Raw genomic sequence first — 20,703 nt, forward strand, 5'->3', positions numbered from 1 at the left:
GATAAGCAGCCAGGCGGCGGCACGGCGACGGAGCTGCCCGCTGCTGTGGCCCAGATCCTCGCACCGAACGGGAGGGTGGCTGGGGCGGGTTTTCTGGTCGCCGAGGGCCTCCTGGTCACCTGTGCGCACGTCGTCCAGGCAGCGGCAGCTGGCCCGGGGCAGACGGTGCGGCTGGCCTTCCCCCATCTGGAGGGCGGCCGCCAGCTAGAGGGACGCGTCCTGAACGAACGATGGCGTGCTCCCGAGCAGGACGACCTTGCCGTTATCCGTCTCCGCAGCACGTCGGCCGGCATGAGGCCGTTGCCACTAGGCTCCGCAGCAGGTTGCCGCGGCCACCATGTGCGCTCCTTCGGCTTCCCCGCCCAGGCACCGCCGCAGGGACACTTCGGCTTCGGGGTGGCCGGTGATCTACTGCCGACCGTCGCGGGCGAGGGACCACATTTGCAGCTGACCCTCGCCAACGACCTCACTACCGGCTTCAGCGGTGCACCGGTCCTTGACGAGGTAACCGGCCTGGTCATTGGCATGCTCACCGAGATCGCCGCCCCCGACGCGTACGGACGGGGACAGGGCATCGCCTACGTCACTCCGACACAGGTGCTCCGCGAAACCCTGCCGGAACTGGCGGTGCAGGACCTGTGCCCCTACCGGGGGCTGGAGCCGTTCACCGCCGAGCAGGCCCGCTGGTTCGAAGGCCGCAAGGACGCAATCCGACAGGTCGTTGCGAACCTGGCCCGGCAGCGGCGACTCACGTTGCTGCTCGGTCCCTCCGGCTCGGGCAAGTCGTCCTTGATCCAAGCAGGCGTCCTGGGTGCCTTGGCCGCGGGCGAGTTGCCGGGCAGTGACCGGTGGCTGCCAGTCCTGCTCCGGCCGCGACGGGACCTGCTGGCGGAAATCGAGCGCGCCGGACTGCCCGGGGCCACCACTTACGGGATTGCCGCAGCGGTCAGCCGCAAACTCGCGGCTGAACCCACCTACGAGCGCATCCTGTTGATCATTGACCAGTTCGAAGAGCTCCTGACCGAGCCCGGCCAGCATGACCGTCTGGCCGCCGCGGAGGAGATCGCCACTGCGGTCGACTCGTCGGCTGAGCTCAGCGTGATCCTGGTCATGCGAGATGACTTCTACCCCCAGTTGGCCGCCCTGACTCCCCAGCTGCTGGAAACTGCCATGCCCGGCCTCCTCAACGTGCCGGCCACCCTGAGCCAGCAGGACCTGCACGACATCATCACCCTGCCCGCCCAGGACGTGGGACTGCACTTTCAACCAGGGCTGCCGGAGCAGATCGTCACCGACGTCCTGGTCCCCAGCCCCGAGGCAGCCGCAGGGCGCCAGGCATCGGTCACCATGCTGCCCTTGCTGGAACTGACACTCAGCCAGTTATGGGCTAGACGCCGCGACGGGTACCTCACCCATGACGCGTACCGCCGCATCGGTGCGGTCAGCGGGAGCCTTACAAACTGGTGCGACACCGCCCTCAATGAGCTGGGCCTCGAGCAACGGCCCATCGCACGGGAAATCCTGACCTCCCTAGTGCATCCCGCTGACCCCGCCCGTAACGTACCCGCCGTACGGGCGCAGGTCCCTCTCCACGAACTGCACGACATGGCCGCCGATCCCGATGACGCGAGCAGCGGCAAAACCGTCAACGACGTCCTCGCCGCCCTTACGCACCACCGCATCATCACCACCCAAACACTGCACGCCCCGGAACGCCCCGACGCCCCTATTGGCCAACCGGTGGCCGAGCTGATCCATGACGCCCTCATCCGTGACTGGGGCACACTGCGCGAGTGGGTCAGCCAAGATCGCCGATTCCAAGGATGGCTGAACCGCACCCGCGATCGGTACGCCCGCTGGGCCGCAACATCCGACCCGGGAGACCTGCTTGGTGGTACAGCACTTGCAGAAGGCCTCGAATGGTCACGCAAGCGCCGCCTGCCAGGCGACCTCGCAGCCTTCCTCACTGTCAGCAAGCAGCGCCAGCAGGCGGTCATCCGGCGCAGCAGGCGCATCAACGTCATCCTCGCTACCGTGCTGGCTCTTGCACTCGTCGCCGCAGCGGGAGCGTTGTGGCAATGGCGGACAGCTGAAGCCGAACGACAAGCAGGTTTGTCGCGGCAACTCGCTGCGGAATCAAACACGCTCATCGACAAAAGCCCTGATCTGGCGTCGTTGCTGGCCATCTATGCGTACCGCGCGAGCCATACTCCCGAAGCCGCTGCGAGTCTGCAGGACGCCGCAGCCCTCCCGCTGCACCGGCGTCTGGTCGGCCACAAAGGTGAGGTGTACTCGGTGGCGTTCAGCCCCGACAGACACACCCTCGCCACCGCCAGCACCGACCACACAGTACGGCTGTGGGATGTGGCTGCAGGGAAGACCCGCACCGTCCTCACTGGACACAAGGGTGCTGTGTGGTCGGTGGCGTTCAGCCCTGACGGGCGCACCCTCGCCACCGGCAGCACCGACCACACGGTGCGGCTATGGGACATGATGACGGGCAAGACCCGCAGCATCCTCACTGGTCACGCAAATTGGGTGAGCTGGGCCACCTTCAGCCCGGACGGGCGCACCCTCGCCACCGCCAGCAAGGACCGCACGGCCCGGTTGTGGGACGTGGCCACTGGCAAGATCCGCACCATCATCACCGGCCACGCCGACTGGGTGTACTCGGTGGCGTTCAGCCCTGACGGGCGCACCCTCGCCACCGCCAGCAAGGACCGCACGGCCCGGTTGTGGGACGTGACCAACGGCAAGATGCGTACCATACTCTCTGCCCACACGGATGCTGTTTGGGCCGTAAAGTTCAGCCCGGACGGACGCACCCTCGCCACCAGCAGCTCTGATGGGACAGCCCGATTGTGGGACGTGGCCACTGGAAAGGCCCGCAAAACGCTCGTAGGCCACACTGATCAGGCGTGGGCGGTCGCGTTCAGCCCGGACGGGCGCACCCTTGCCACAGGCAGTGCCGACCAAACCGCCCGGTTGTGGGATGTGGCCACCGGCAACGCCCGAGCCAGCTTTGCCGGCCACACGGGCGCGGTAGAGGCGGTGGCGTTCAGTCGGGACGGCCGTACCCTCGCCACCGCCAGCGATGACCGCACCGCCCGGTTGTGGGATGTGGCCACCGGCAACGCCCGAGCCAGCTTTGCCGGCCACACGGGCGCGGTAGAGGCGGTGGTATTCAGCCCGGACGGGCGCACCCTCGCCAGCGGCAGCGATGACCGCACCGCCCGATTGTGGGATCCGAAGACGGGCAAGACTCGATTCGTCCTCACCGGCCACACGGACGCGGTTTGGGCCGTGAGATTTACCCCGGACGGACACACTCTCGCCACCGCCAGCTCTGACAAGACGGTGCGGTTGTGGGACGTGGCCACAGGGAAGCCTCGATCCACGCTCACAGGCCACAAAGCTGCAGTGACCTCGGTGGCGTTCAGTCCCGACGGACGCACCCTCGCCACCTGCGGTAATGACGAGACGGTACGGCTGTGGGACCTCTCCACCGGTCACATCCGCACCACACTTGTCGTCAGCCATGGGGCGGGCTTCTCGGCGAGTTCCGTGGCGTTCAGCCCGGACGGGCGCATCCTCGCCATCGGCAGCTCTGACAACACGGTGCAATTGAGGGACGTGGCCACCGAGAAGCCTCGATCCACGCTCGCAGGCCACGCGGACGCAGTGACCTCGTTGGCGTTTAGCCCCGACGGACACACGCTCGCCACTGGCAGCAATGACAAGACCGCACGGCTGTGGGACGTGGCCACAGGGAAGCCTCGATCCACGCTCACAGGCCACGCGGACGCAGTGACCTCGGTGGCGTTCGGTCCGGACGGACACACGCTCGCCACTGGCAGCAAGGACAAGACCGCACGGCTGTGGGACGTGGCCACCGGCAGGGCTCTCGCCACCTTCGCTGGCCATGCAGACTGGGTATGGTCTGTCGCCTTTAGCCCCGACAAGCGCACCCTTGCCACTGGCAGTTCCGACCAGACCGCAAGGCTGTGGGACTCGGTCCTACCTGAGCCCGATGCCGCAATCCGCATCATCTGTCGAAACGTAAACCGAGATCTCAGCGCGGACGAACGAACGGCCTTCCTGCCGGGACAATCGGCTGGCCGAGCATGTCCGTCAGGCTGATCGCCGGCTATTTCCCGTCGGTCATCCTGGGCGGCTGTACGAGCCTCTGGAAGTACCCGCAGCTCGCAGCGCAGCACCGCACGGCTGCTATGCGCTACGCCATACGGTGCCAGGTTGACATCAAGCTGGCAGACGTGGGCCGCCTTACCGACGGAACGTGAACGACAATATCCATGGTCTGGGAAGAGCACGAGAAGACCGCCCTAATCCTGTTCCGCCCTATCCGGCTCCGACCAGGCGGGAGACAGTCGACCGCTTAACCCGGCGGAAATGCACCGTCCTCAATGCGAAGGTGGAGCCAAATTCATTTCGAGATCCCATCGCCGTCCGCTCATACGTCGGCGGCGCGCGGTGACGGCCTGGATGTTCACGCCGTGCTTGCGGTGCTTGCCGGAGTAGTCGCCCTGACCGTCGCCCACGCGGTCGCACTCGGCGAGGGTGCCGTCCACGAGCACGTACTCCGGGTGTGCTGTCGCAGTGCGCGGGTGAGTGAGGGAGCGCGGGCGGACAGATGCGTGATCACACTGTGCACATAGGCGTGGGCGGTGCTCTCGCTGATCTGGAAGCCGGCCGCGATTTGGGCAGGGTGTCGTGCTTGCGCAGGTACACGAGCGCGATGAGGGCCCGCTGGGACGCCGGCAGCTTGCACCGGCGATCACCCTCCCGGGTGACGATCAGCATCGTCACCCACTCCACAAGGGCATGGGGAAGGTCCAATGCGGCAGGATAGGCAACCAACAAGGCTCCCTGTCAATCGAGTTGAGACGTGAGATCTCTCGCTCAACTGTCCGGGAGCCTTGCCCGTTACGCGCCCTCGCCCGTCACCCGATCAGTGGCCAACTTGAAGAAGCTCCATGAGGGCCGGGCCGTCGACGCCCTGGGGAAACCAGGGAAGTTCTCGACCTCGGTCGTCGTGGTGAGGGAGCCGCCGACGAAGATGGAGCTGCCGAACAACAGGGGCTTCAGCTGGGCCCGGGCGGTGTAGAGGGCGGCGGTGTATCCGGCGGGGCCGGAGCCGATGATGATGACGTCGCGTATCTCATCGGTCGTGGTGGTCTCGGTCACCGGTATCAGGCCTCCTGCTTGGCGTCGATCTCGGCGATCAGCCCTCGATGAGGGTCTTGATTCGTCGCGGATGGGGCGGACGGCCTCGATGCCCTGGCCGGCCGGGTCCTCGAGCTGTCAGTCGAGGTAGGTCTTGCCAGGGAAGTACGGGCAGGCGTCCCCGCAGCCCATGGTGATGATGTAGTCGGATGCCTGTGCGGCCTCGGGGGTGAGGACCTTGGGCTTCTGGTCGGAGATGTCGATGCCGAGCTCGGCCATCGCGGCGATGGCGGAGGGGTTGACCTGGTCGCCGGGGAGGATCCGGCGGAGCGGGCCTCGACGCGGTCGCCCGCGAGGTGGCGCAGGAAACCGCCGCCATCTCTGAACGGCCGGCGTCGTGGACGCAGACGATTTCGGCCAGGCCCACCGCGAGGCGCTGGGCGCCAACACGGAGGAGGAGCCACGACTGCGATCGGCCGCCTGAAAGCCAAGCCGCTCGGCGGCTCCGCCTGCGATCCGATCCAGCCCCTCCAGCCGGAGGGCGACTGCTGCGGCTGACCTCTGATCCACATTTCCGCACCCCCAGAGCAGGCCCGGTGCGCGAACCCCTCATGCACCGGGCCTGCGGGCGATGCCAGGAAGGCAAGGCCGGGCAGAGCCTCCGTCCGGGCGAGCCTGGCATCGAGCGCCAAGCCCGTGCCGACTACCCGCCACTCATCCCTGCCTTTGGTGGAGAACAATCTGCCGCACATCTGCCAGCCATTGACGCAGCCGCACGCCCTGGGGCGGGAGAATGCTGAGCCCAAGCGTTGCCGCGGACTTCTTGAGCAGCTGATCCGATTCGTTGAGGATCAGGAATTCGTGAATCTCGTCCGCCACCTGTCGGAGGTCACTCTCCGAAGCGTCTGAAGCGTAGTCGTCCAGAGCCTCCCTGTGCGAGGAGTACTCCAGCGAGAAATCTTGATGGAAGTATGCTCCCAGCAGGTGCGAGAGTTCGGGAAAGCGTTCTTTCCATTCCCATGCGGTTTGAGGAGGTGACTGGGAGGGGGTTGCCGGCTCCGCGAGGAACTGTCGGAGATGCCCGCCGATCACGGCAAGACAACTCTCCACTGTCTTCCCGTGGGGAGGGTGGATGTGAGGCAAGAGGTCGACGTCATCCGCGATCTCATCGTTGAACAGGCCGATCTCGAGGAGGTCGTCGATTTCTGCTGCCGCCTCGGCTGCGCGCGTGGGGTCGATCGCGGCTTGCCTGAGGTAGGCGCTGAGCGCAATTCCGCTGCGGTCCTCTGTGTCATCGAAGGCATAGCCGGTCACTTCATAAGAGCGCAGCAGCTGGCGCAGCTCACGAAAACGATCGTTCGACGGTGTCACCTGTTCATGCCTTACTCTCGAACTATGGAATGGGATATGAAGTGAGGACTCGGTAGCCGCTCGCAGCGGATGGATCACGCTTCAGGACCACTTGCACTCCGTTCACCCATTGTGCGGCGGTTCCGCGTTTGAAGTTCTCCCGGGTCAGACTCATGCCGGTTGCCTCGTCGAAGTGCTCAGAGAAGTCCATCTTCTTCCTCTTGGGGTTAGCGAGCCATTCGCCGATCTCCTTCTGGTGTTTCACCATTGCCGCATCAGTGAATCTCTGAGCAGAGGCCTCGTCTATGTATCTGGATGCCGCACCCATTCCGGGGTTGCTTCGGAGGCGCGCACGCAGGTCGCGCGTCGTCATAGTCACGTGCCGCTCGATGGTATGCGAGCCGTTGTTTCCTTCGTCGCCCGCGATATCGGCACGGTACCTGGGACTGAGCGGCCCCTTTCGCTTACTGCGAGGCCAGGCGTTCGGCTCTCCGTCGCGAAGGAGCATGCCGAGATCGCCCGCCTCGACCGCGAGCCCGCTGGGCAGCGCGAATTCCGGGGTGTAGCCCGGCAGGCGGACACCTCCCAGGAGGCTGGTCCAGCCACCGCCCTCCCTCGCGAGCTGGAACGCCTTCCCGGCTCCGCCGAAGACTCCGCCGGTAAGGCCTCCGTAGACTCCGGCATCCTGTGCCTCGTCAAGGTTGAAGCCGGTCTGGAGCCCTGCCGCTATCTTGAGCGGTTGCGCGACGGCGAGGTCGACGGTGACGGATTCGATGCCCGCGATGGCCGCGGTCGCGAAGACGGTGCCGGCGATGGTGGCGACCTCGGTAGTGAGGGCCACGCCCACGGTTGCCGCCAGCTCGACAATGGTGGCGGTGGCCGCCGCCGCGGCGACTTCGGTGGCGCCGAGGGTGAAGAACGCCAGGGCCGTGCCGGCGACGATGACGGCGCCGGCGATCTCCAGTTCGCGGTCGAGCTTCTTCTTCGCGTCAGCCACGGCATCGGCGTACTGGTCGATCCCGGCCGCCAGGGAGCGGGGGCCGTCGACGAGGTCCTGGAGCCACCCTTTCTTGTCGCGGTAATAGCGGGCCCAGAAGGGATCGGCGAAGGCGGAGATGGCCTCGCCAGTGTTGTTGTGAATCAGTGTCTGAGCGGCCTTGTTGGCGGCTGCTGCGACGTCTTCCATGTCGTCGGCGAACGTCCGCCAGGCGTTCGCGATGTCGCGCAGCTTTCCGACGTTGGCGGCGGGCCACTCGATTCCGGTGACGTCGGTGACGATCTCCCGGACCTTGTCACCGGTGCTCACTGCTGGTGGCCCGGGCCGTCGGGCCCCCCGGCGGGCGCCGGGGCGACCTTGCGGAACATGGCCCCGACCAGAGCGTCGTTTTCTATGTGGCCGTCTGCCATGTCGGTCATCGCCGTGTGGATGCTCGCCAAGCCGTCCTTGATGATGCCTGCGGACTCCACCATTTGAGCGACGATCGGCCCGTACTTGTCGTTGAACTCCTTGCCCGGGTCGTCGTCTCCCCAGGCGGCCCCCGCTTTCGCCAGCGATGCGGCAAGCGTGCCCAGGGCCGTGCCGAGCGCCACGCTCTGATCGTGGAACACCGGCGCGGTTGCCTTCAGATCAGCCGTCTTGATGTCAAGAATCTTGCCCTCGTCGCCCACCGCGTCCCCTTCCGTTGCCCTCGCAGCCATACGACCCTAACTGCGACCGATCGTTCGCAACTGCGGAGAACTCAAAGAACGAGCAAAGATCAACTTGTCCCGCTCAGGCGTCTCGGTGCACACCTGAGACCCATCTGTCTGGGGGGCATCGTCTGATCACGCCGCCGCGGCTGTGGGTGTGCAGAGGCTGTCCCCGGGGGACCGCCAGGGGACGCAAGGGCAGGAACAGGCTGGCAAGGGGTGGCAGGTAGCAGCGCAGACCGTGCCGTTTGACCTGCGTAAACGCTACAGGTCCGCGTCAGAGCGCAAAGGCCGCCAAGATCCCGAGAGGACTCATAATCCGTCGGCCGTGGGTTCGAGTCCCACCCGCCCCACTGCGAGCCGCAGGTGAAGAAACGATCTCACCTGCGGCTTTGGCGTATTCGGAGCGGGGTGCCAGGGCGCGCCGCGGTCAGAAGTTCTCCGTTTCGTCCGCGAGGTGGCGCAGTACGTCCGTCAGGTCCTGGCGGCGGGCGAACGCCGCGCGTTGGCGGTGGGCGCCCGAGCCGTCGCGGAGGAGGCCGGCCAGGGTCTTGGCCGCGTGGTCGAGGTCGCCGGCGGCGGCCAGTTCCGGAGCGACCAGGTCCAGCAGGGCCTCCGCGAGGTCGGCCGCCGGGAGTTCGACGCCCGTGTACGGGTCGAGCCCGAATCCCTCCAGGCCGTCGTGGGCCGCCCGCCAGCGCGCGAGGCGCAGGACGTCGTCCCGTAGGGCCGGCTCCGGGCGCTGCTCCGCGATCTCGCGCAGCGCCGTGGACACCAGGGCGCGGGCCAGTTCGGCCTGGAGGATGGCCGTGTCGATGTCCGGGGACATGTCCGGCGCCCGGATCTCGAGCGTGGGCCAGTTCCCGGACGGGCGGAGGTCCCAGTAGACCATCTTGGTGTCGAGGGCCGCCCCGGATCCGAGCAGGGTCTGCACCGAGCGCCGGTAGTGGGCCGTGGACGTGAAGTGCGGGGGCAGGCCCGCCGAGGGCCAGCCCGACCAGGCCATCGCCCGCCAGCTGGCGTGACCGGTGTCACGGCCGCCCCAGAACGGCGAGTTGGCGGCCAGCGCGATCAGCGTGGGCAGCCATGGTCTGAGCCGGTTGGAGACGGCCACCGCCGTGTCCACGTCGAGGGTGCCGACGTGGATGTGCCGGCCGCAGCTCACCAGGGTGTCGGTGAGCGCGCCGAAGCGGCGGTGCTGCTCGCGCTGGCGCGGTTCGTCGTCGGTCAGGTGCAGCGGCCCCTCCACGGCCACGACCGGCGAGGGGGCGGCCAGCAGACGGCAGCCGTGGGCGCGGGCGGCCCGCCCGAGGGTGCGCCGCCGGGCGGCGAGCTCCTCGCGCAGCGAAGCCGCCGAGTGGGCGATCGGGGTGGAGATCTCCACTTGGTAGCGGGTGCCTTCGGCATGCAGCTCGCCCGGCAGCCCGCCCGCCGTGGCGAGGACGAGCGGGGCGGCGGGGACCACCCGGAAGGTGCGGGCGTCGACGAGCAGGAACTCCTCCTCGACACCGATGGTGAGGGGGACGGTGGAGCGCACCGTGTTCCGCGCGGTGTCGGTGCTCGTGGTGCTGTTGCCAGGTTCGATCACTACGCCTCCCTGGACATACGAGTCTTTTCATCATGAGCTGAACCCGTGGCGGGCAGCGCACGCCGATTCGGTCAAATGTCCGGTGATAGTGGCGGGTTACCGGCAAAATTCGCCCGGCTCGGGACCTCGGTGCCCGGTGGGGCGCATGGTGCGGGTGGGGGGAAGGGGCGGACAGGCCGGGGGCTCCTGGCGGCCGGCGGTTACCATCCCATGTGACTCGTACGACCGCGCCCGCCCCGACCAGGCGGCGAATCTTCGCCGACATCACCCCTCTGCGCACGTCCCCTGACTACCGGCGACTGTGGATCGGCGGCACCATTTCCTGGCTCGGCCAGGCGATGACGGCCCTCGCGATCTCGCTCCAGGTCTACGACATCACCCGGTCCAGCTTCTCCGTCGGACTCGTCGGGCTCTTCACGCTGGTCCCGCTCATCGCCTTCGGGCTCTACGGCGGCGCCATCGCCGACACCGTGGACCGGCGCAAGCTCGGCCTCCACAGCTCGCTGGCCGCCGCCGGGCTGTCGGCGGCGCTGGCCGCGGCCGCGCTGCTCGACTACCACCGGGTCTGGTTCCTGTACGGCGTCGTCGCGCTCCAGGCGGTGTGCGGGGCGCTGACCGGACCGGCCCGCTCCGCCATGATCCCGCGGCTGCTGCCGGCCGATCAGCTGCCCGCCGCCAACGCCCTGAACTCCGTGACCATGACCTCCGGGATGATGGCCGGCCCGATGCTGGGCGGGCTGATCGTCGGCTGGTGGGGCTACCAGGCCGCGTACCTGATCGACGCCGTGACCTTCGGCGCCGCCCTCTACGCGATGTGGCGGCTGCCGTCGATGAAGCCCGACCGTGAGAGCGGCGCGCGGGGGAGGGCCTCCGTCGTCGACGGCCTGCGCTTCCTCGGGACCCGTCCCAACATCCGGATGACCTTCTTCTCCGACCTGGCCGCCATGGTCCTGGCCCATCCCCGGGCGCTGTTCCCGGCCATCGCCGGGCTCTGGTTCGGCGGCGACGCCAAGACCGTCGGCCTGCTGGCGGCCGCGCCCGCCGTCGGGGCGCTGCTGGGCGGTCTGTTCTCCGGCTGGCAGGGCCGTATCCGGCGGCACGGGCTGGCGATCCTGCTCGCGGTCGCCGCCTGGGGACTGGCCATCGCCGTCTTCGGGCTGACCCGGAACCTGTGGCTGGGGCTGCTGTTCCTGGCGGTGGCCGGGTGCGCGGACACCATCTCCATGGTGTTCCGGACCACCATGCTCCAGGCCGCCACTCCCGACGAGATGCGAGGCCGCCTCCAGGGCGTCTTCATCGTGGTCGTCGCGGGCGGGCCCCGGCTCGGGGACTTCCTCGCCGGGACCGCCGCTGAGCTGACCTCCCCGGCCGTGGCGATCACAGGCGGGGGGCTCGCGTGCGTCCTCGTACTGGGCCTGCTCGCGCTGCGGTGGCGCGGATTCGCCCGCTACGACGCATACGCGCCGCAGGCCTGAGCGGCAGGGGGGCCGGCGGAGGCGTCAGGCGTCCACCGGCTCCCGGGTGCGCTCGCCGCCCGCGGTTCCGGTGTTGACGGTGCCCGTCGGCTCGAACAGCAGGATCGCCGCCTCCTCGTCCGCCGCCGGGCAGTGCTCCACCCCGCGCGGGACGACGTACAGCTCGCCGGGCTCCAGGACGACGTCGCCGTCGCGGAGGCGGATCGTCAGGGTGCCGCTGATCACGAGGAAGAGCTCGTCGGTGTCCTCGTGGGTGTGCCAGACGAACTCGCCCTGGAGTTTGGCGGCCTTGACCTCGTAGTCGTTGACGCGGGCGATGCGGCGCGGGGCCCACCGCTCGTCGAAGGCGGACAGCTTCTGCGCGATGTTCACGGGGGTGTTCGGTGTCATGGGTTCAGGCTGCCGGGCCGGGAGCGGGCGGTCTTGTACGTTCCTGACACGCCTGCCTTCCTGGGATGGCCTACGGTCCTGACATGGCCGCGATACGTCCGCGCAGCACCGTCTCCGCCTGGCAGCCGCCGGTCCCGGGGATCGCCGAGGTCTTCCACGCCCGGTTCACCGACCACGCCTACCCGGCGCACGTGCACGACACCTGGACGCTGATGATCCTGGACGGCGGCCGCGTCGACTTCGCGCTGGACCGCGAGCGGCACGGCGTCGGGGTCCGGGATGCCGTGGTCCTGCTGCCGCCCGGGGTGGTCCATGACGGGCGGACCGTCACCGAGGCCGGCTTCCGCAAGCGCGTCCTCTACCTCGACACCTCCGTCCTGCCCGAAAGCCTGACCGGGGCCGCCGTCGGCGCCCCGCTGCTGCTCGACCCGTCGCTACGGGAGCGCGTGCACGGGCTGCACCGGGCGCTCGGCACGCGGGAGCTGCCGGCCGGGGCGGTCGAGCGGCTGGAGGCCGAGTCGCGGCTGGCCTTCGTACGGGAACGGCTGCACCGGTGGCTCGCGGGGCGCGCGCCGACGCAGTACGGGGCGCCGGGCGCCGGGCTCGCCGTACGGCTGCGGGAGCTGCTCGACGCGCGGGTGACCGAGGGGATCGCCCTGGAGGAGGCTTCGGCGGAGCTCGGACACGTCCACCCCACGCACCTGATCCGGAGCTTCCGGACGGCGTACGGGCTGCCGCCGCACGCGTATCTCACGGGGCGTCGGGTGGCGCTGGCGCGGCGGCTGCTGCTCGCCGGGATGCGGCCGGCCGAGGCGGCCGTGGCGGCCGGCTTCTACGACCAGGCGCATCTGACACGGCACTTCGGGCGGCACGTCGGGACCAGTCCGGCGCGGTTCACCCGATCCGCCCGGGCGTGAAGGGCGCATCCAGCCCCGCGTGGCCGCGCCAGGTTCCGCCGTAGGGCAGGCCCTCGGCCTGGTGCAGTACGGCGTCCGGTGCGAAGAAGGGGGCGAGCAGGTCGAAGGTGGCCTTGCCGGGGCCGCCGGCCGCCAGGTAGGCGGACTCCGCGGCGTACAGGCCGCTGAGGACGGCCACCGGGTCTGTCGGGGAGGGAATCGTCATGCTGCCGGCGTGAACGGCCGGGGCCGGTCGCGCCGGCAGGAATCGGACGCCGAGGTGCGGGGCCGTCGTCGGCCGGCCGTCACTCCCGCGGCAGGTCCTGGTCGCGGGCCCGGGCCGGTCCCACGATGCCGCGGGCGACGCCCAGGGCGACCAGGTCCTGGGGGCGGATGCGGAGTTGGTCGGCGGTGGCGGGGGCGGCCGTCGGGGGGCGCTTGAGGATGGCGGCCGCCAGTTCCGGGGCGATGACCGAGAAGTAGCTGTCCGGGGTGACCCAGGTGTTGCCCGGTGCGGCCAGGGCGAGGGCGCCGCCCGAACCGCCCTCGCCGATCAGCAGGGTGGTGACGGGGACGGCGGCTCCGGCCAGCGCCGCGAAGGTGTCCGCGATGGCGGCGCCGGCGCCGGCGTGTTCGGCGGCGGCGTCGTTGGCGGCGCCGGGGGTGTCCACCAGGGTGAGCACCGGGATGCCGAGCCGGTCGGCGAGGCGGATGACGCGGGAGGCCGTACGGTATCCCGCCGGGCGGGTGGCGGTGCCGCACTGGGCGGCGTACGCCACGGCCCGGCCCTCGCGCAGCCCGAATCCGCACAGCATGCCGGGGTCGGTGCCGCCGGCGCGGTCCCCGGAGAGGGGGAGGCGGAGGGCGAAGTACGCGTCCAGGTACGCCTCGGCGTGCGGGCGGTCCGGGTGACGGGCCTGCCGGACGGCCTCCCAACCGGTCGCAGGCGCCGCTACGCCGGCCAGTGCGGCCGGGGGTTCGACGGGTCCGGTGGCGCGGGGCGCGGCCAGGACGCGCAGCCAGTCGGCGAGCGTGCCGGGCAGTTCGCCCGGAGGGACGACGGCGTCCACGTGCCCGGCGGCGTACTGCCCCTCGGCGCAGTACGCCGCCGGGTCCGCGTCCGCCGGGCGCACCCGGGAGCCGGCGAAGCCGATCTGGGCGCCGGGCAGCGCGAGGACCACATCGGCCCCGGCCCCGAGGGTGGCCCAGCCGCCGCCGGTGGTGGGGTCGCGCAGGACGGCGATCTGGGGGAGTCCGGCGGCCCGGTTCAGGACGCTTTGGCGCGCCACGCGCTGCAGCTGGGTCAGCGCGAGCATGCCCTCCTGCATGCGGGAGCCGCCGGTGGCGATCAGGGAGACGAGGGGGAGCCGGTGCTCGCGGGCGTGCGTGTAGGCGGCTTCGAGCCGGTCTCCGGTGCGCTGGCCCAGCGAGCCGCCGAGGAAGCCGAACTCGAAGGAGATCAGGGTGGCTTCGCGGCCCCCGATGAGGGCGGTGCCGGTGACGACGGACTCCTGCTCGCCGGTCCGCTGCGCGGCGCGGGCGCGGGAGTCGTCGTAGCCGGTCCAGGCGAGGGGGCCGTCGGCGGGAGATTCCCGTCGGGGGGCGGGGAGTTCGGCGAAGCTGCCGGGGTCGGTCACGGAGGCGATGGCTGCGCGGGCCGAGAGGCGGGTCGTCGTCACGCAGCCACCCTAGGCGGTGCCCTTTCCCCTCAGGGCGGCGGCGGTGTCACGGGAGCGGGAGGGCGATCTTGACGGCGTAGGCGGCGACGAGCCCGTAGCCGAGGCGGAAGGTCCACACGCGGGCGGTGGCGGGGATCCGGCTCCCCGCGAGTGCGGCGAGGGCGACGAGGGTCTGCTGCCAGAGGAGCGAGGCGGCGCCGACCCCGACGAGGAAGGCGGTTCCGGCTGCGCCTGTGTGGAGGGTTGTGCCCTGGGCCGTGGTGAGGGCGGCGAAGTAGAGGGCGGTGGTGGGGTTCAGCGCGGTGAGCCCGACGTACCGGCCGAACGCCCTGCCCGTTCCCGATCCGGGACTCCGTCCCGGTCCAGGCGCCTCAATCGCCGGCGGGGCTGGGTGATGGTCCCGTGCCTGGAGTGCTGGCGCGGCTGGGTGGGGGCTGGGTGCCTCGGACGAGGGTGGGGCCGGGTGGGCGGGGTGTGAGTCGGGGCGGTGAGCCGGGTGGGCCGGGGCCGCGGGGCTCCGCCCCGGTCCCCGCGCCTCAATCGCCGGCGGGGCTGAAACGTGGTCCCGCGCCTCAATCGCCGGCGGGGCCGAAACGTGGTCCCGTGCCTCAGTCGCCGGCGGGGCTGGAAGGGGGGAGGGGTGCGGCTTGGTGAGGCCGCGGGCGGCGATGGACAGGAGGATCAGGGCCGAGGCCAGGCGGACCCAGGCCTCGATCGGGGAGACGTGGGAGGCCACCCAGGGGCCGAGGGCGGTGGCGACGGCGGCGTAGCCGAGGTCGACCGCCGCGATGCCGGCGGCCGCGGCCGCGGCCACCCGGCGGCTGCGCATCGCCTCCTGGATCAGCAGCACGCTCATCGCGCCCATCGGCACGGCCACCCCCAGGCCCGCCGCGGCGCCGGCGAAGGCCGGTGTCATCAGTTCGCTCATGGAAGAGAGCGTTCGTCCCGGCAGCCGCCGGAGGGGCGCGAATATCGGGCCCGGCTGCGACAATCGCGGAATGGACCGCCTCGACAGGGAAATCCTCGGCATCCTCCAGCAGGATGCGCGGATCTCGTACCGGGATCTCGGCGTCCGGGTCGGCCTCAGCGCCAACGCAACCGCCGACCGGGTGCGCCGGATGCGTCGGGACGGCGTGATCCGCGGCTTCACCGTCGTCGTGGATCCGGCTGCCGACACCCGGGGCGGGCTCGTCGTCTTCATCGACCTCACGCTCCGGCAGGACACCACGAACGAGGAGTTCGAGCAGCAGGTCGCGAAGCTCCCCGGGATCACCGAGGTGGTGCACGTGACGGGGGAGTACGACTACCTCGTACGGGCCCGGGCCGCAGACCCCGCCGCACTCGACGGGCTCCTGCGCCGGCTCAAGCGGGATGCCGGGGTGGCCCAGTCCAGCACCCGGATCGCCCTCCGGGCGGCCGGACACCGCCCGGCCCACCCTTAATGCCACCCGTAATCCCGCCCGCCGGGCACCCCGCGGGGCCCGGCGGCGCCGGCCACGACGGTTACAGCTCCGACTCCCACGTCACCGTCGTCCCCCGAGTCCCCGATTCCGTCCGCCCGTCGTCCCACACCGTCAGCCGGACCCGGGAAGGCGCCGCGTCGACCTCCACCTCGATGGAGGTGACCTCCGCGCGCCGGTGTGCCGCCGCCAAGGTGCCGCGCAGGGCGGAGAGCAGGTCGCGCGCCACCGGCTCCGTCAGCAGGGCGTCCACCGCCCCCGCGAAGTGCACCGACGGCTGGAAGCCGAGCAGGACCGCCGCCCCGCCCGTTTCGCGGAGCACCCGGCCCCGGAAGGTCGTCGGGGTGTCCGTCGGCGGCTGCTGGAGGGCGAAGATGGCCGTCCGGACCTCCTGGATGGTGGAGTCCAGCTCGTCGACGGCGCGGCTCAGCTCCTCGCCCACCGTGTCCCCGGCGGGTGCGGACGCCGAGCGCTTCCTGGTGCTCTCCAGCATCATCTCCGTCGCGAACAGCCGCTGGACCACCAGGTCGTGCAGGTCACGGGCGATCCGGTCGCGGTCCTCGTAGACGGCCAGCTGTTCGCGGTCGTGCTGCGCGTCCGCCAGGACGAGGGCCAGCGCCGCCTGCGAGGCGAACTGCGAGGCCAGCAGCCGGTCCACCGCGTCGTACGGGGGGCCGCCCCGGGCGCGCGGCAGGGCCAGGGTGCCGATCAGCTGTCCGCCGCTCCGGAGCGGGAGCATCATGCTCGGGCCGAAGCGCTCGCGGACGTGCGTGGTCATCCGGGGGTCGGTGGCCGAGTCCTCTATGAAGACCGCTTCGCCTCCCAGGAGTTGTTCCAGGACCGGTGATCCAGGGGCGATCGCCGTTCCGACGAGGTCTCCGGGGTCCCCGTGCGTGGAGGCGGCGACGATCTCCATGCCGCCCTCGGGGGTCGGCTGGAGGACCACCCCGGCCGCCGCGTCCGCCAGCAGCCGGGCCCGGTCGGCGACACACATCAGCGCGTCCGACGCGGGCCGGCCGGCCAGCAGGGTCGTCGTCACGGCGGCGGCGCCCTCGATCCAGCGCTCCCGGCGGCGCGCGGTCTCGTACAGCCGGGCGTTGCCGATCGCCATCCCCGCCTGCGCGGCCAGGACGCGTACGAGGGCCAGGTCCTCCTCCGTGAAGGGGCCGCCGCCCGCCTTCTCGGTGAGGTAGAGGTTGCCGAAGACCTCCGTGTGCACCCGGATCGGGACGCCCAGGAAGCTGCGCATCGGCGGGTGCCCGGGCGGGAATCCGGCGGACCGGGGGTCCTTGGCGAGGTCGTCGAGCAGCAGCGGGCTCGGATCGCTGATCAGGGCCCCGAGCAGGCCCGTGCGCCCGTCCGGCAGGCGCGGGACGGCGGCGCGCTGCTCCTCGGTCATCCCGGCCGTGAAGAGCTCGGTCAGCCGGACGCGCTCGGGGTCGACGACCCCGAGCGCTCCGTAGCGTGCCGCGCAGAGCTCGGCCGCCGAGTCCACGATGTGCTGGAGGGTGGCGTGCAGCTCCAGCTCGGAGCCGACGCTGAGGACCGCTTCCAGCAGCACCGGGAGGCGCGCCGGCTCCTGCCCGGCCTCCGTCATTCGGCCAGCGGGTTCAGAACCATGGGGGCGATCTTCCCTTCCAGCATCGCGCCGAGGCCGAGTACGGCGCACACGTCCGGCCGTTCCGCGATGGCGACGGGCATCCCGGTGGCGCCCCGCAGCATCTCGTCCAGGCCCGGCAGCAGGGCGCTGCCGCCCACCATCATGATCCCCTTGTCCGTCAGGTCCGCGACCAGGTCCGGCGGGCAGTCCCGCAGCACCCTGCCGATGCCGTCGAGGACGGCGGTCAGCGGGGTGTGGATGGCGTCCCGTACGGCCGCGGTGTCCACGTGGACGGAGCGGGCCAGTCCGGTGGCCACGTCGCGGCCGTGGATCAGGGTGGAGGCCGGGCCGTCCGGCGTGATGCCGTTGCCGTGCAGGGCCAGCTGGAGCGGCCGGACGGCCTGGCTGGGCAGCATCAGCTCGTGCGCGTGGCGCAGGTGCTGGACGACCGCGTGGTCGATGGCCTCGCCGCCGACCGGGATCCGCTGGGCGGTGACGATCGAGCCGAGGGAGAGGACGGCCACCTGGGTGGCCGCGGCCCCGCACACCATGATCATCGTCGCGGTCGGCTGCTCCACGGGCAGGCCGCAGCCGACGGCCGCCGCGATCAGGGTGTCGACCAGTTCGACGCGGCGGGCGCCGAGTCCGACGAGGGTTTCCACGGTCGCCCGCTGGGCCAGCGGGTCCGCGTCGTGCGGGGTGCAGGCGGCGGCCCGCAGCCGGGGCTTGCGGCGCAGGGCGCGCCGCAGCTTCTCGCCGAGCAGGTGGCGGAGCATCCGCTGGGCCATTTCGATGTCGACGACGGTGCCGCCGGAGACGGGGCGTACGACCCGGATGTAGTCGGGCGTGCGGCCGGTCATCCGCTCGGCGAAGGTTCCGACGGCGATGAGTGCGCCGGTCCGCGTGTTCACGGCGGCGACGCTGGGCTCGTCGACGACCAGGCCGGCGCCCTTGACGTACACACGGGTCCTGGCGGCTCCCAGGTCGACGGCGACGTGGCAGCGGCGCAACTGCTCAAGACTGACGGTCACGGCAGATCCTCCCGAGAGCGCTGACGCAAGATGACCGGCGGAATGCCGGTCGCTTTTTCCTATCATCTCGGGCATTTAGGGCTAACCGCCCGTTGGGTTGCTCCGGCTGGGGGGTCTGACGCGCCTGCATGGGGGTGGATTTCTGTACCGACAGGCAGCACGATGCCCGCACCGCACGCGCTACTCGCGCGTAACAAGGTATGGGGGACTCGATGCTGACGACCCGCCAGAGGCTGCCGGCGCTCCTGACGCTCTGCCTGGCGCTGCTCGCGCCCGTCTCGGCGCATGCCGCCGACCGGGTCATGGCCGGCGCCTCTGACCTGGCATCACCGCGCAATCCGGTGATCTTCGTACACGGTTACAACGCCGACCCGGGCGTCTGGGGAGCCCTGCGCGAGGACCTGCGGGCGGCGGGGTACGCCGATTCGGAGCTCTTCTCCTGGGGTTACGACACGCACCAGTCGGTCAACGAGGTCCTCTCCGGGCGGCTCTCCTCCTACGTCGAGGACGTCCGCCGGCAGACCGGCGCCGCCAAGGTCGATGTCGTCGCCCACTCCTTCGGCTCGCTGGTGAGCCGCTGGTACGTGAAGTTCGGCGGCGGCGAGGCCACCGTGGGCCACTGGGTCTCGCTGGCCGGACCCAACCGCGGCACCTCCACCGCATGGGCCTGCGCCCTGTGGGACCAGGCCTGCCGGGACATGACCCCGGGCTCGTACGTGGTGAAGAACCTGAACGGCGGGGACGAGACCCCGGGCGCGGTGAAGTACGCGACGTTCTGGTCGAACTGCGACGAGATCGTGAACCCGGACGACAGCGTGCCGCTGACCGGGGCCGCCAACACGCCGGTCGGCTGCCTCAAGCACAACGACCTGCTCGGCGACGACGGGACCTCGGCAGGCGTCCGCGCCTTCCTCGCGTCCTAGCCGAGCGGCCGGCCCCAGCACTGGAGCGCAGAGCGGCCGGCGTCTTCTCACGAGACCCGCTGGAGCAGGCCGTACGTGAACTCCGCCACGCAGGGCCGACCGCCCGCGGCGAACGCGAGCCGCCAACGGGTCGGCGCGGTGCCCTCCATCGGCCGCACCGGGGTGAAGGCCCGCGCCACCTCGTCCACCGTCGCCGACCAGGGCCGCAGGTCGTCCGGCGACTGGAGTACGGGCCCGCGCGCGCCCGGGGCCCGTACCAGCCACTCGTTCCACACCGCCCCGTCCGGCGCGGCCAGCACCTCGAAGCGCAGGTCCGGCCAGAGCGGCACCGGCCACAGCAGGGCCTCGCACTCCAGGTCCCCGATCCGGCGGTGCTCGGCGGACTCCGGCGGGCCCAGCACCGAGCGGTAGCGGGCCAAGGCCCCGCGGGACCGGGGGGAGCGGACCATGGCCTGCCAGCGCTTGTTCGCCTCCCGCTGGTCCGCGAGCGAGGCCCCCAGCGTGCGGCGGGCCTCCTCGGCCAGGTCCGGCTGGAAGTCGGCCATCCGCCGCAGCAGCACCAGCTGGAACGCGGCCGGCCCGAAGTGTCCCGAGGGCCTCGGAGTCGGGTTCGCTGTCATGGAGGCCACGATTCCACACAGGATCCTTACGTTCCCGGGATACGGATGTTGCCGCCGACCACGTAGCCTGCGGGCGCCATGAACTACTGCCCTGCATGCCGGAGACACCTCAACGGCGCACTGGCGTGCGCCGGGTGCGGCACCCCGGCCGAGTACCTCGTAGCCGTCGCGCCCGGCGGCCCGGCCGTGCCCGCCGCCCCCGCGGCCGAGGCCGGCCCGCCGGCAGCGCTGGCCGACGTGTTCGCGGACTCGCTCGTCGTGCTGTCCGCGCCGAACGAGCGCCGGGTGGGTGCGCGCCGCCGCGCCACGCACCGGCGGCGCCGCCGGACGGTGCTGACCATCGCGTTCGGGATGCTGATCGCGACGGGCGGCTCGTTGGCCGTCGCCCGCATGGCCGCCGACGGGGACCGCTCCGACCGGGCCGCCACGGTGGTGCTGACCGACGACGCGGGGCCCAAGGCGCCGGATCCGCTGCCGAGCCTGAAGGGGGACCCGGCCGCGCCCTCGGTCCTGCCGTCCGCGAAGGCCGGGGCCGCGAAGGCCGCCGCGAGCGGTGCCAAGACGGCCGGGCCGGTCGCCTCCGCCGGGGCTGTGACGCAGTCGGCTCCGGCGTCGACCGCCCCCGCGCCCGCGACATCGGGACCGGCCTCCCGGACCCCCGGCCCGGGGGGCAGCGTAAAGCCGACCAAGTCGGGGCAGCCCTCGCCGACCGCCACCGGTGGCACGCAGCCGACGACCCCGGCGTCGCCGACACCCACGCAGACGCCGAAGCCGAAGCCGACCGAGGGCTGCTGGTTCTTCTGCGGCTGGTTCTGAAC

The 20,703-nt window shown here is 71.0% G+C and carries 18 protein-coding genes and 3 pseudogenes; 7 read left to right on the top strand and 14 right to left on the bottom strand.

The annotated features are described in order from the left end of the window. The first annotated feature begins 45 nt into the window (after window positions 1-45). Both J7E94_RS08385 and J7E94_RS08390 read left to right on the top strand, forming a co-directional pair. Entirely contained in the window at window positions 46-4,140 is a 4,095-nt protein-coding gene (locus tag J7E94_RS08385; protein WP_215013703.1) for a trypsin-like peptidase domain-containing protein, read from the top strand. Then, complete coding sequence (locus tag J7E94_RS08390; protein ID WP_215013704.1) at window positions 4,125-4,301, top strand: hypothetical protein; 177 nt, start codon at window positions 4,125-4,127, stop codon at window positions 4,299-4,301. The genes J7E94_RS08385 and J7E94_RS08390 overlap by 16 nt, the downstream gene beginning before the upstream one ends. A gap of 189 nt (window positions 4,302-4,490) precedes the next feature. Here J7E94_RS08390 and J7E94_RS08395 read toward each other — a convergent pair. From J7E94_RS08395 to J7E94_RS08425, 7 genes and pseudogenes are all read right to left on the bottom strand, one after another. Continuing rightward, window positions 4,491-4,878: pseudogene (locus J7E94_RS08395) on the bottom strand (transposase family protein); the annotation flags it as partial. 112 nt (window positions 4,879-4,990) lie between these two features. Next, window positions 4,991-5,205 (bottom strand): annotated as a pseudogene (locus tag J7E94_RS08400) (NAD(P)/FAD-dependent oxidoreductase); the annotation flags it as partial. 5 nt (window positions 5,206-5,210) lie between these two features. Beyond that, window positions 5,211-5,563, bottom strand: a pseudogene (locus J7E94_RS08405) (arsenate reductase ArsC). A gap of 335 nt (window positions 5,564-5,898) precedes the next feature. Further along, entirely contained in the window at window positions 5,899-6,555 is a 657-nt protein-coding gene (locus tag J7E94_RS08410) for a contact-dependent growth inhibition system immunity protein (RefSeq protein WP_215013705.1), read from the bottom strand. 22 nt (window positions 6,556-6,577) lie between these two features. Further along, window positions 6,578-7,840 (bottom strand): RNase A-like domain-containing protein, encoded by a 1,263-nt coding sequence (locus tag J7E94_RS35605; RefSeq protein ID WP_215013706.1) that lies wholly within the window; start codon window positions 7,838-7,840, stop codon window positions 6,578-6,580. After that, window positions 7,837-8,202, bottom strand: a complete 366-nt coding sequence (locus tag J7E94_RS08420) for a hypothetical protein (RefSeq protein ID WP_308344718.1) — start codon at window positions 8,200-8,202, stop codon at window positions 7,837-7,839. The genes J7E94_RS35605 and J7E94_RS08420 overlap by 4 nt, the downstream gene beginning before the upstream one ends. A 451-nt stretch (window positions 8,203-8,653) precedes the next feature. Further along, window positions 8,654-9,811, bottom strand: coding sequence for a glutamate--cysteine ligase (locus J7E94_RS08425; RefSeq protein ID WP_215013710.1), 1,158 nt, complete (start codon window positions 9,809-9,811; stop codon window positions 8,654-8,656). A 212-nt stretch (window positions 9,812-10,023) separates the two neighbouring features. Between J7E94_RS08425 and J7E94_RS08430 the strand changes: the two genes are divergently transcribed. After that, window positions 10,024-11,286, top strand: coding sequence for an MFS transporter (locus J7E94_RS08430; protein WP_215013712.1), 1,263 nt, complete (start codon window positions 10,024-10,026; stop codon window positions 11,284-11,286). A 24-nt stretch (window positions 11,287-11,310) separates the two neighbouring features. On the opposite strand, the gene J7E94_RS08435 is transcribed toward J7E94_RS08430, so the two are convergent. Further along, on the bottom strand, window positions 11,311-11,676 hold the full coding sequence (locus tag J7E94_RS08435) for a cupin domain-containing protein (RefSeq protein WP_215013714.1): 366 nt from the start codon (window positions 11,674-11,676) through the stop codon (window positions 11,311-11,313). Between the two features lie 83 nt (window positions 11,677-11,759). Between J7E94_RS08435 and J7E94_RS08440 the strand changes: the two genes are divergently transcribed. Next, window positions 11,760-12,593: an AraC family transcriptional regulator gene (locus tag J7E94_RS08440; RefSeq protein ID WP_215013716.1), complete on the top strand. Its 834-nt coding sequence runs from the start codon at window positions 11,760-11,762 to the stop codon at window positions 12,591-12,593. Here the strand turns inward: J7E94_RS08440 and J7E94_RS08445 are convergent. The 3 genes from J7E94_RS08445 to J7E94_RS08455 all read right to left on the bottom strand — a co-directional run bounded on the left by J7E94_RS08445 (window position 12,571) and on the right by J7E94_RS08455 (window position 15,179). Further along, window positions 12,571-12,798 carry a hypothetical protein gene (locus J7E94_RS08445; RefSeq protein ID WP_374224409.1) on the bottom strand — a complete coding sequence of 76 codons (228 nt, stop codon included), beginning with the start codon at window positions 12,796-12,798 and terminating at the stop codon, window positions 12,571-12,573. The two genes, J7E94_RS08440 and J7E94_RS08445, sit on opposite strands and share 23 nt — an antisense overlap. A 79-nt stretch (window positions 12,799-12,877) precedes the next feature. Further along, complete coding sequence (locus J7E94_RS08450) at window positions 12,878-14,251, bottom strand: carboxyl transferase domain-containing protein (protein ID WP_308344719.1); 1,374 nt, start codon at window positions 14,249-14,251, stop codon at window positions 12,878-12,880. A 46-nt stretch (window positions 14,252-14,297) separates the two neighbouring features. Beyond that, on the bottom strand, window positions 14,298-15,179 hold the full coding sequence (locus J7E94_RS08455) for a hypothetical protein (protein ID WP_215013718.1): 882 nt from the start codon (window positions 15,177-15,179) through the stop codon (window positions 14,298-14,300). A 70-nt stretch (window positions 15,180-15,249) separates the two neighbouring features. Between J7E94_RS08455 and J7E94_RS08460 the strand changes: the two genes are divergently transcribed. After that, the gene (locus J7E94_RS08460; RefSeq protein WP_215013720.1) at window positions 15,250-15,693 is read left to right on the top strand and encodes an Lrp/AsnC family transcriptional regulator; all 444 of its coding nucleotides are present in this window, start codon (window positions 15,250-15,252) and stop codon (window positions 15,691-15,693) included. Between the two features lie 61 nt (window positions 15,694-15,754). On the opposite strand, the gene J7E94_RS08465 is transcribed toward J7E94_RS08460, so the two are convergent. Continuing rightward, window positions 15,755-17,308, bottom strand: a complete 1,554-nt coding sequence (locus tag J7E94_RS08465; protein WP_215013722.1) for a GAF domain-containing protein — start codon at window positions 17,306-17,308, stop codon at window positions 15,755-15,757. Next, complete coding sequence (locus J7E94_RS08470; RefSeq protein ID WP_215013723.1) at window positions 17,305-18,342, bottom strand: rod shape-determining protein; 1,038 nt, start codon at window positions 18,340-18,342, stop codon at window positions 17,305-17,307. Before J7E94_RS08470 ends, J7E94_RS08465 begins: the two co-directional genes overlap by 4 nt. A 212-nt stretch (window positions 18,343-18,554) precedes the next feature. On the opposite strand from J7E94_RS08470, the gene J7E94_RS08475 reads away from it, so the two are divergent. Further along, the gene (locus J7E94_RS08475) at window positions 18,555-19,265 is read left to right on the top strand and encodes a triacylglycerol lipase (RefSeq protein WP_215013724.1); all 711 of its coding nucleotides are present in this window, start codon (window positions 18,555-18,557) and stop codon (window positions 19,263-19,265) included. A gap of 47 nt (window positions 19,266-19,312) precedes the next feature. Here the strand turns inward: J7E94_RS08475 and J7E94_RS08480 are convergent, their stop codons facing one another. Continuing rightward, window positions 19,313-19,885, bottom strand: a complete 573-nt coding sequence (locus J7E94_RS08480) for a hypothetical protein (protein ID WP_215013725.1) — start codon at window positions 19,883-19,885, stop codon at window positions 19,313-19,315. Window positions 19,886-19,963: 78 nt separating this feature from the next. Between J7E94_RS08480 and J7E94_RS08485 the strand changes: the two genes are divergently transcribed. Continuing rightward, window positions 19,964-20,701 carry a hypothetical protein gene (locus tag J7E94_RS08485; protein WP_215013726.1) on the top strand — a complete coding sequence of 246 codons (738 nt, stop codon included), beginning with the start codon at window positions 19,964-19,966 and terminating at the stop codon, window positions 20,699-20,701. Window positions 20,702-20,703 lie beyond the last annotated feature (2 nt).

The organism is Streptomyces sp. ISL-94 (assembly GCF_018614075.1).
GTDB lineage: Bacteria > Actinomycetota > Actinomycetes > Streptomycetales > Streptomycetaceae > Streptomyces.

Excerpts from the sequence above, each read along its gene's own strand:
- J7E94_RS08480 (WP_215013725.1), bottom strand. The coding sequence starts at position 19,885 with ATGACAGCGAACCCGACTCCGAGGCCCTCGGGACACTTCGGGCCGGCC.
- J7E94_RS08465 (WP_215013722.1), bottom strand. The coding sequence starts at position 17,308 with ATGACGGAGGCCGGGCAGGAGCCGGCGCGCCTCCCGGTGCTGCTGGAA.
- J7E94_RS08435 (WP_215013714.1), bottom strand. The coding sequence starts at position 11,676 with ATGACACCGAACACCCCCGTGAACATCGCGCAGAAGCTGTCCGCCTTC.
- J7E94_RS08475 (WP_215013724.1), top strand. The coding sequence starts at position 18,555 with ATGCTGACGACCCGCCAGAGGCTGCCGGCGCTCCTGACGCTCTGCCTG.
- J7E94_RS08445 (WP_374224409.1), bottom strand. The coding sequence starts at position 12,798 with ATGACGATTCCCTCCCCGACAGACCCGGTGGCCGTCCTCAGCGGCCTG.
- J7E94_RS08460 (WP_215013720.1), top strand. The coding sequence starts at position 15,250 with ATGGACCGCCTCGACAGGGAAATCCTCGGCATCCTCCAGCAGGATGCG.
- J7E94_RS08455 (WP_215013718.1), bottom strand. The coding sequence starts at position 15,179 with ATGAGCGAACTGATGACACCGGCCTTCGCCGGCGCCGCGGCGGGCCTG.
- J7E94_RS08485 (WP_215013726.1), top strand. The coding sequence starts at position 19,964 with ATGAACTACTGCCCTGCATGCCGGAGACACCTCAACGGCGCACTGGCG.
- J7E94_RS08390 (WP_215013704.1), top strand. The coding sequence starts at position 4,125 with ATGTCCGTCAGGCTGATCGCCGGCTATTTCCCGTCGGTCATCCTGGGC.
- J7E94_RS08440 (WP_215013716.1), top strand. The coding sequence starts at position 11,760 with ATGGCCGCGATACGTCCGCGCAGCACCGTCTCCGCCTGGCAGCCGCCG.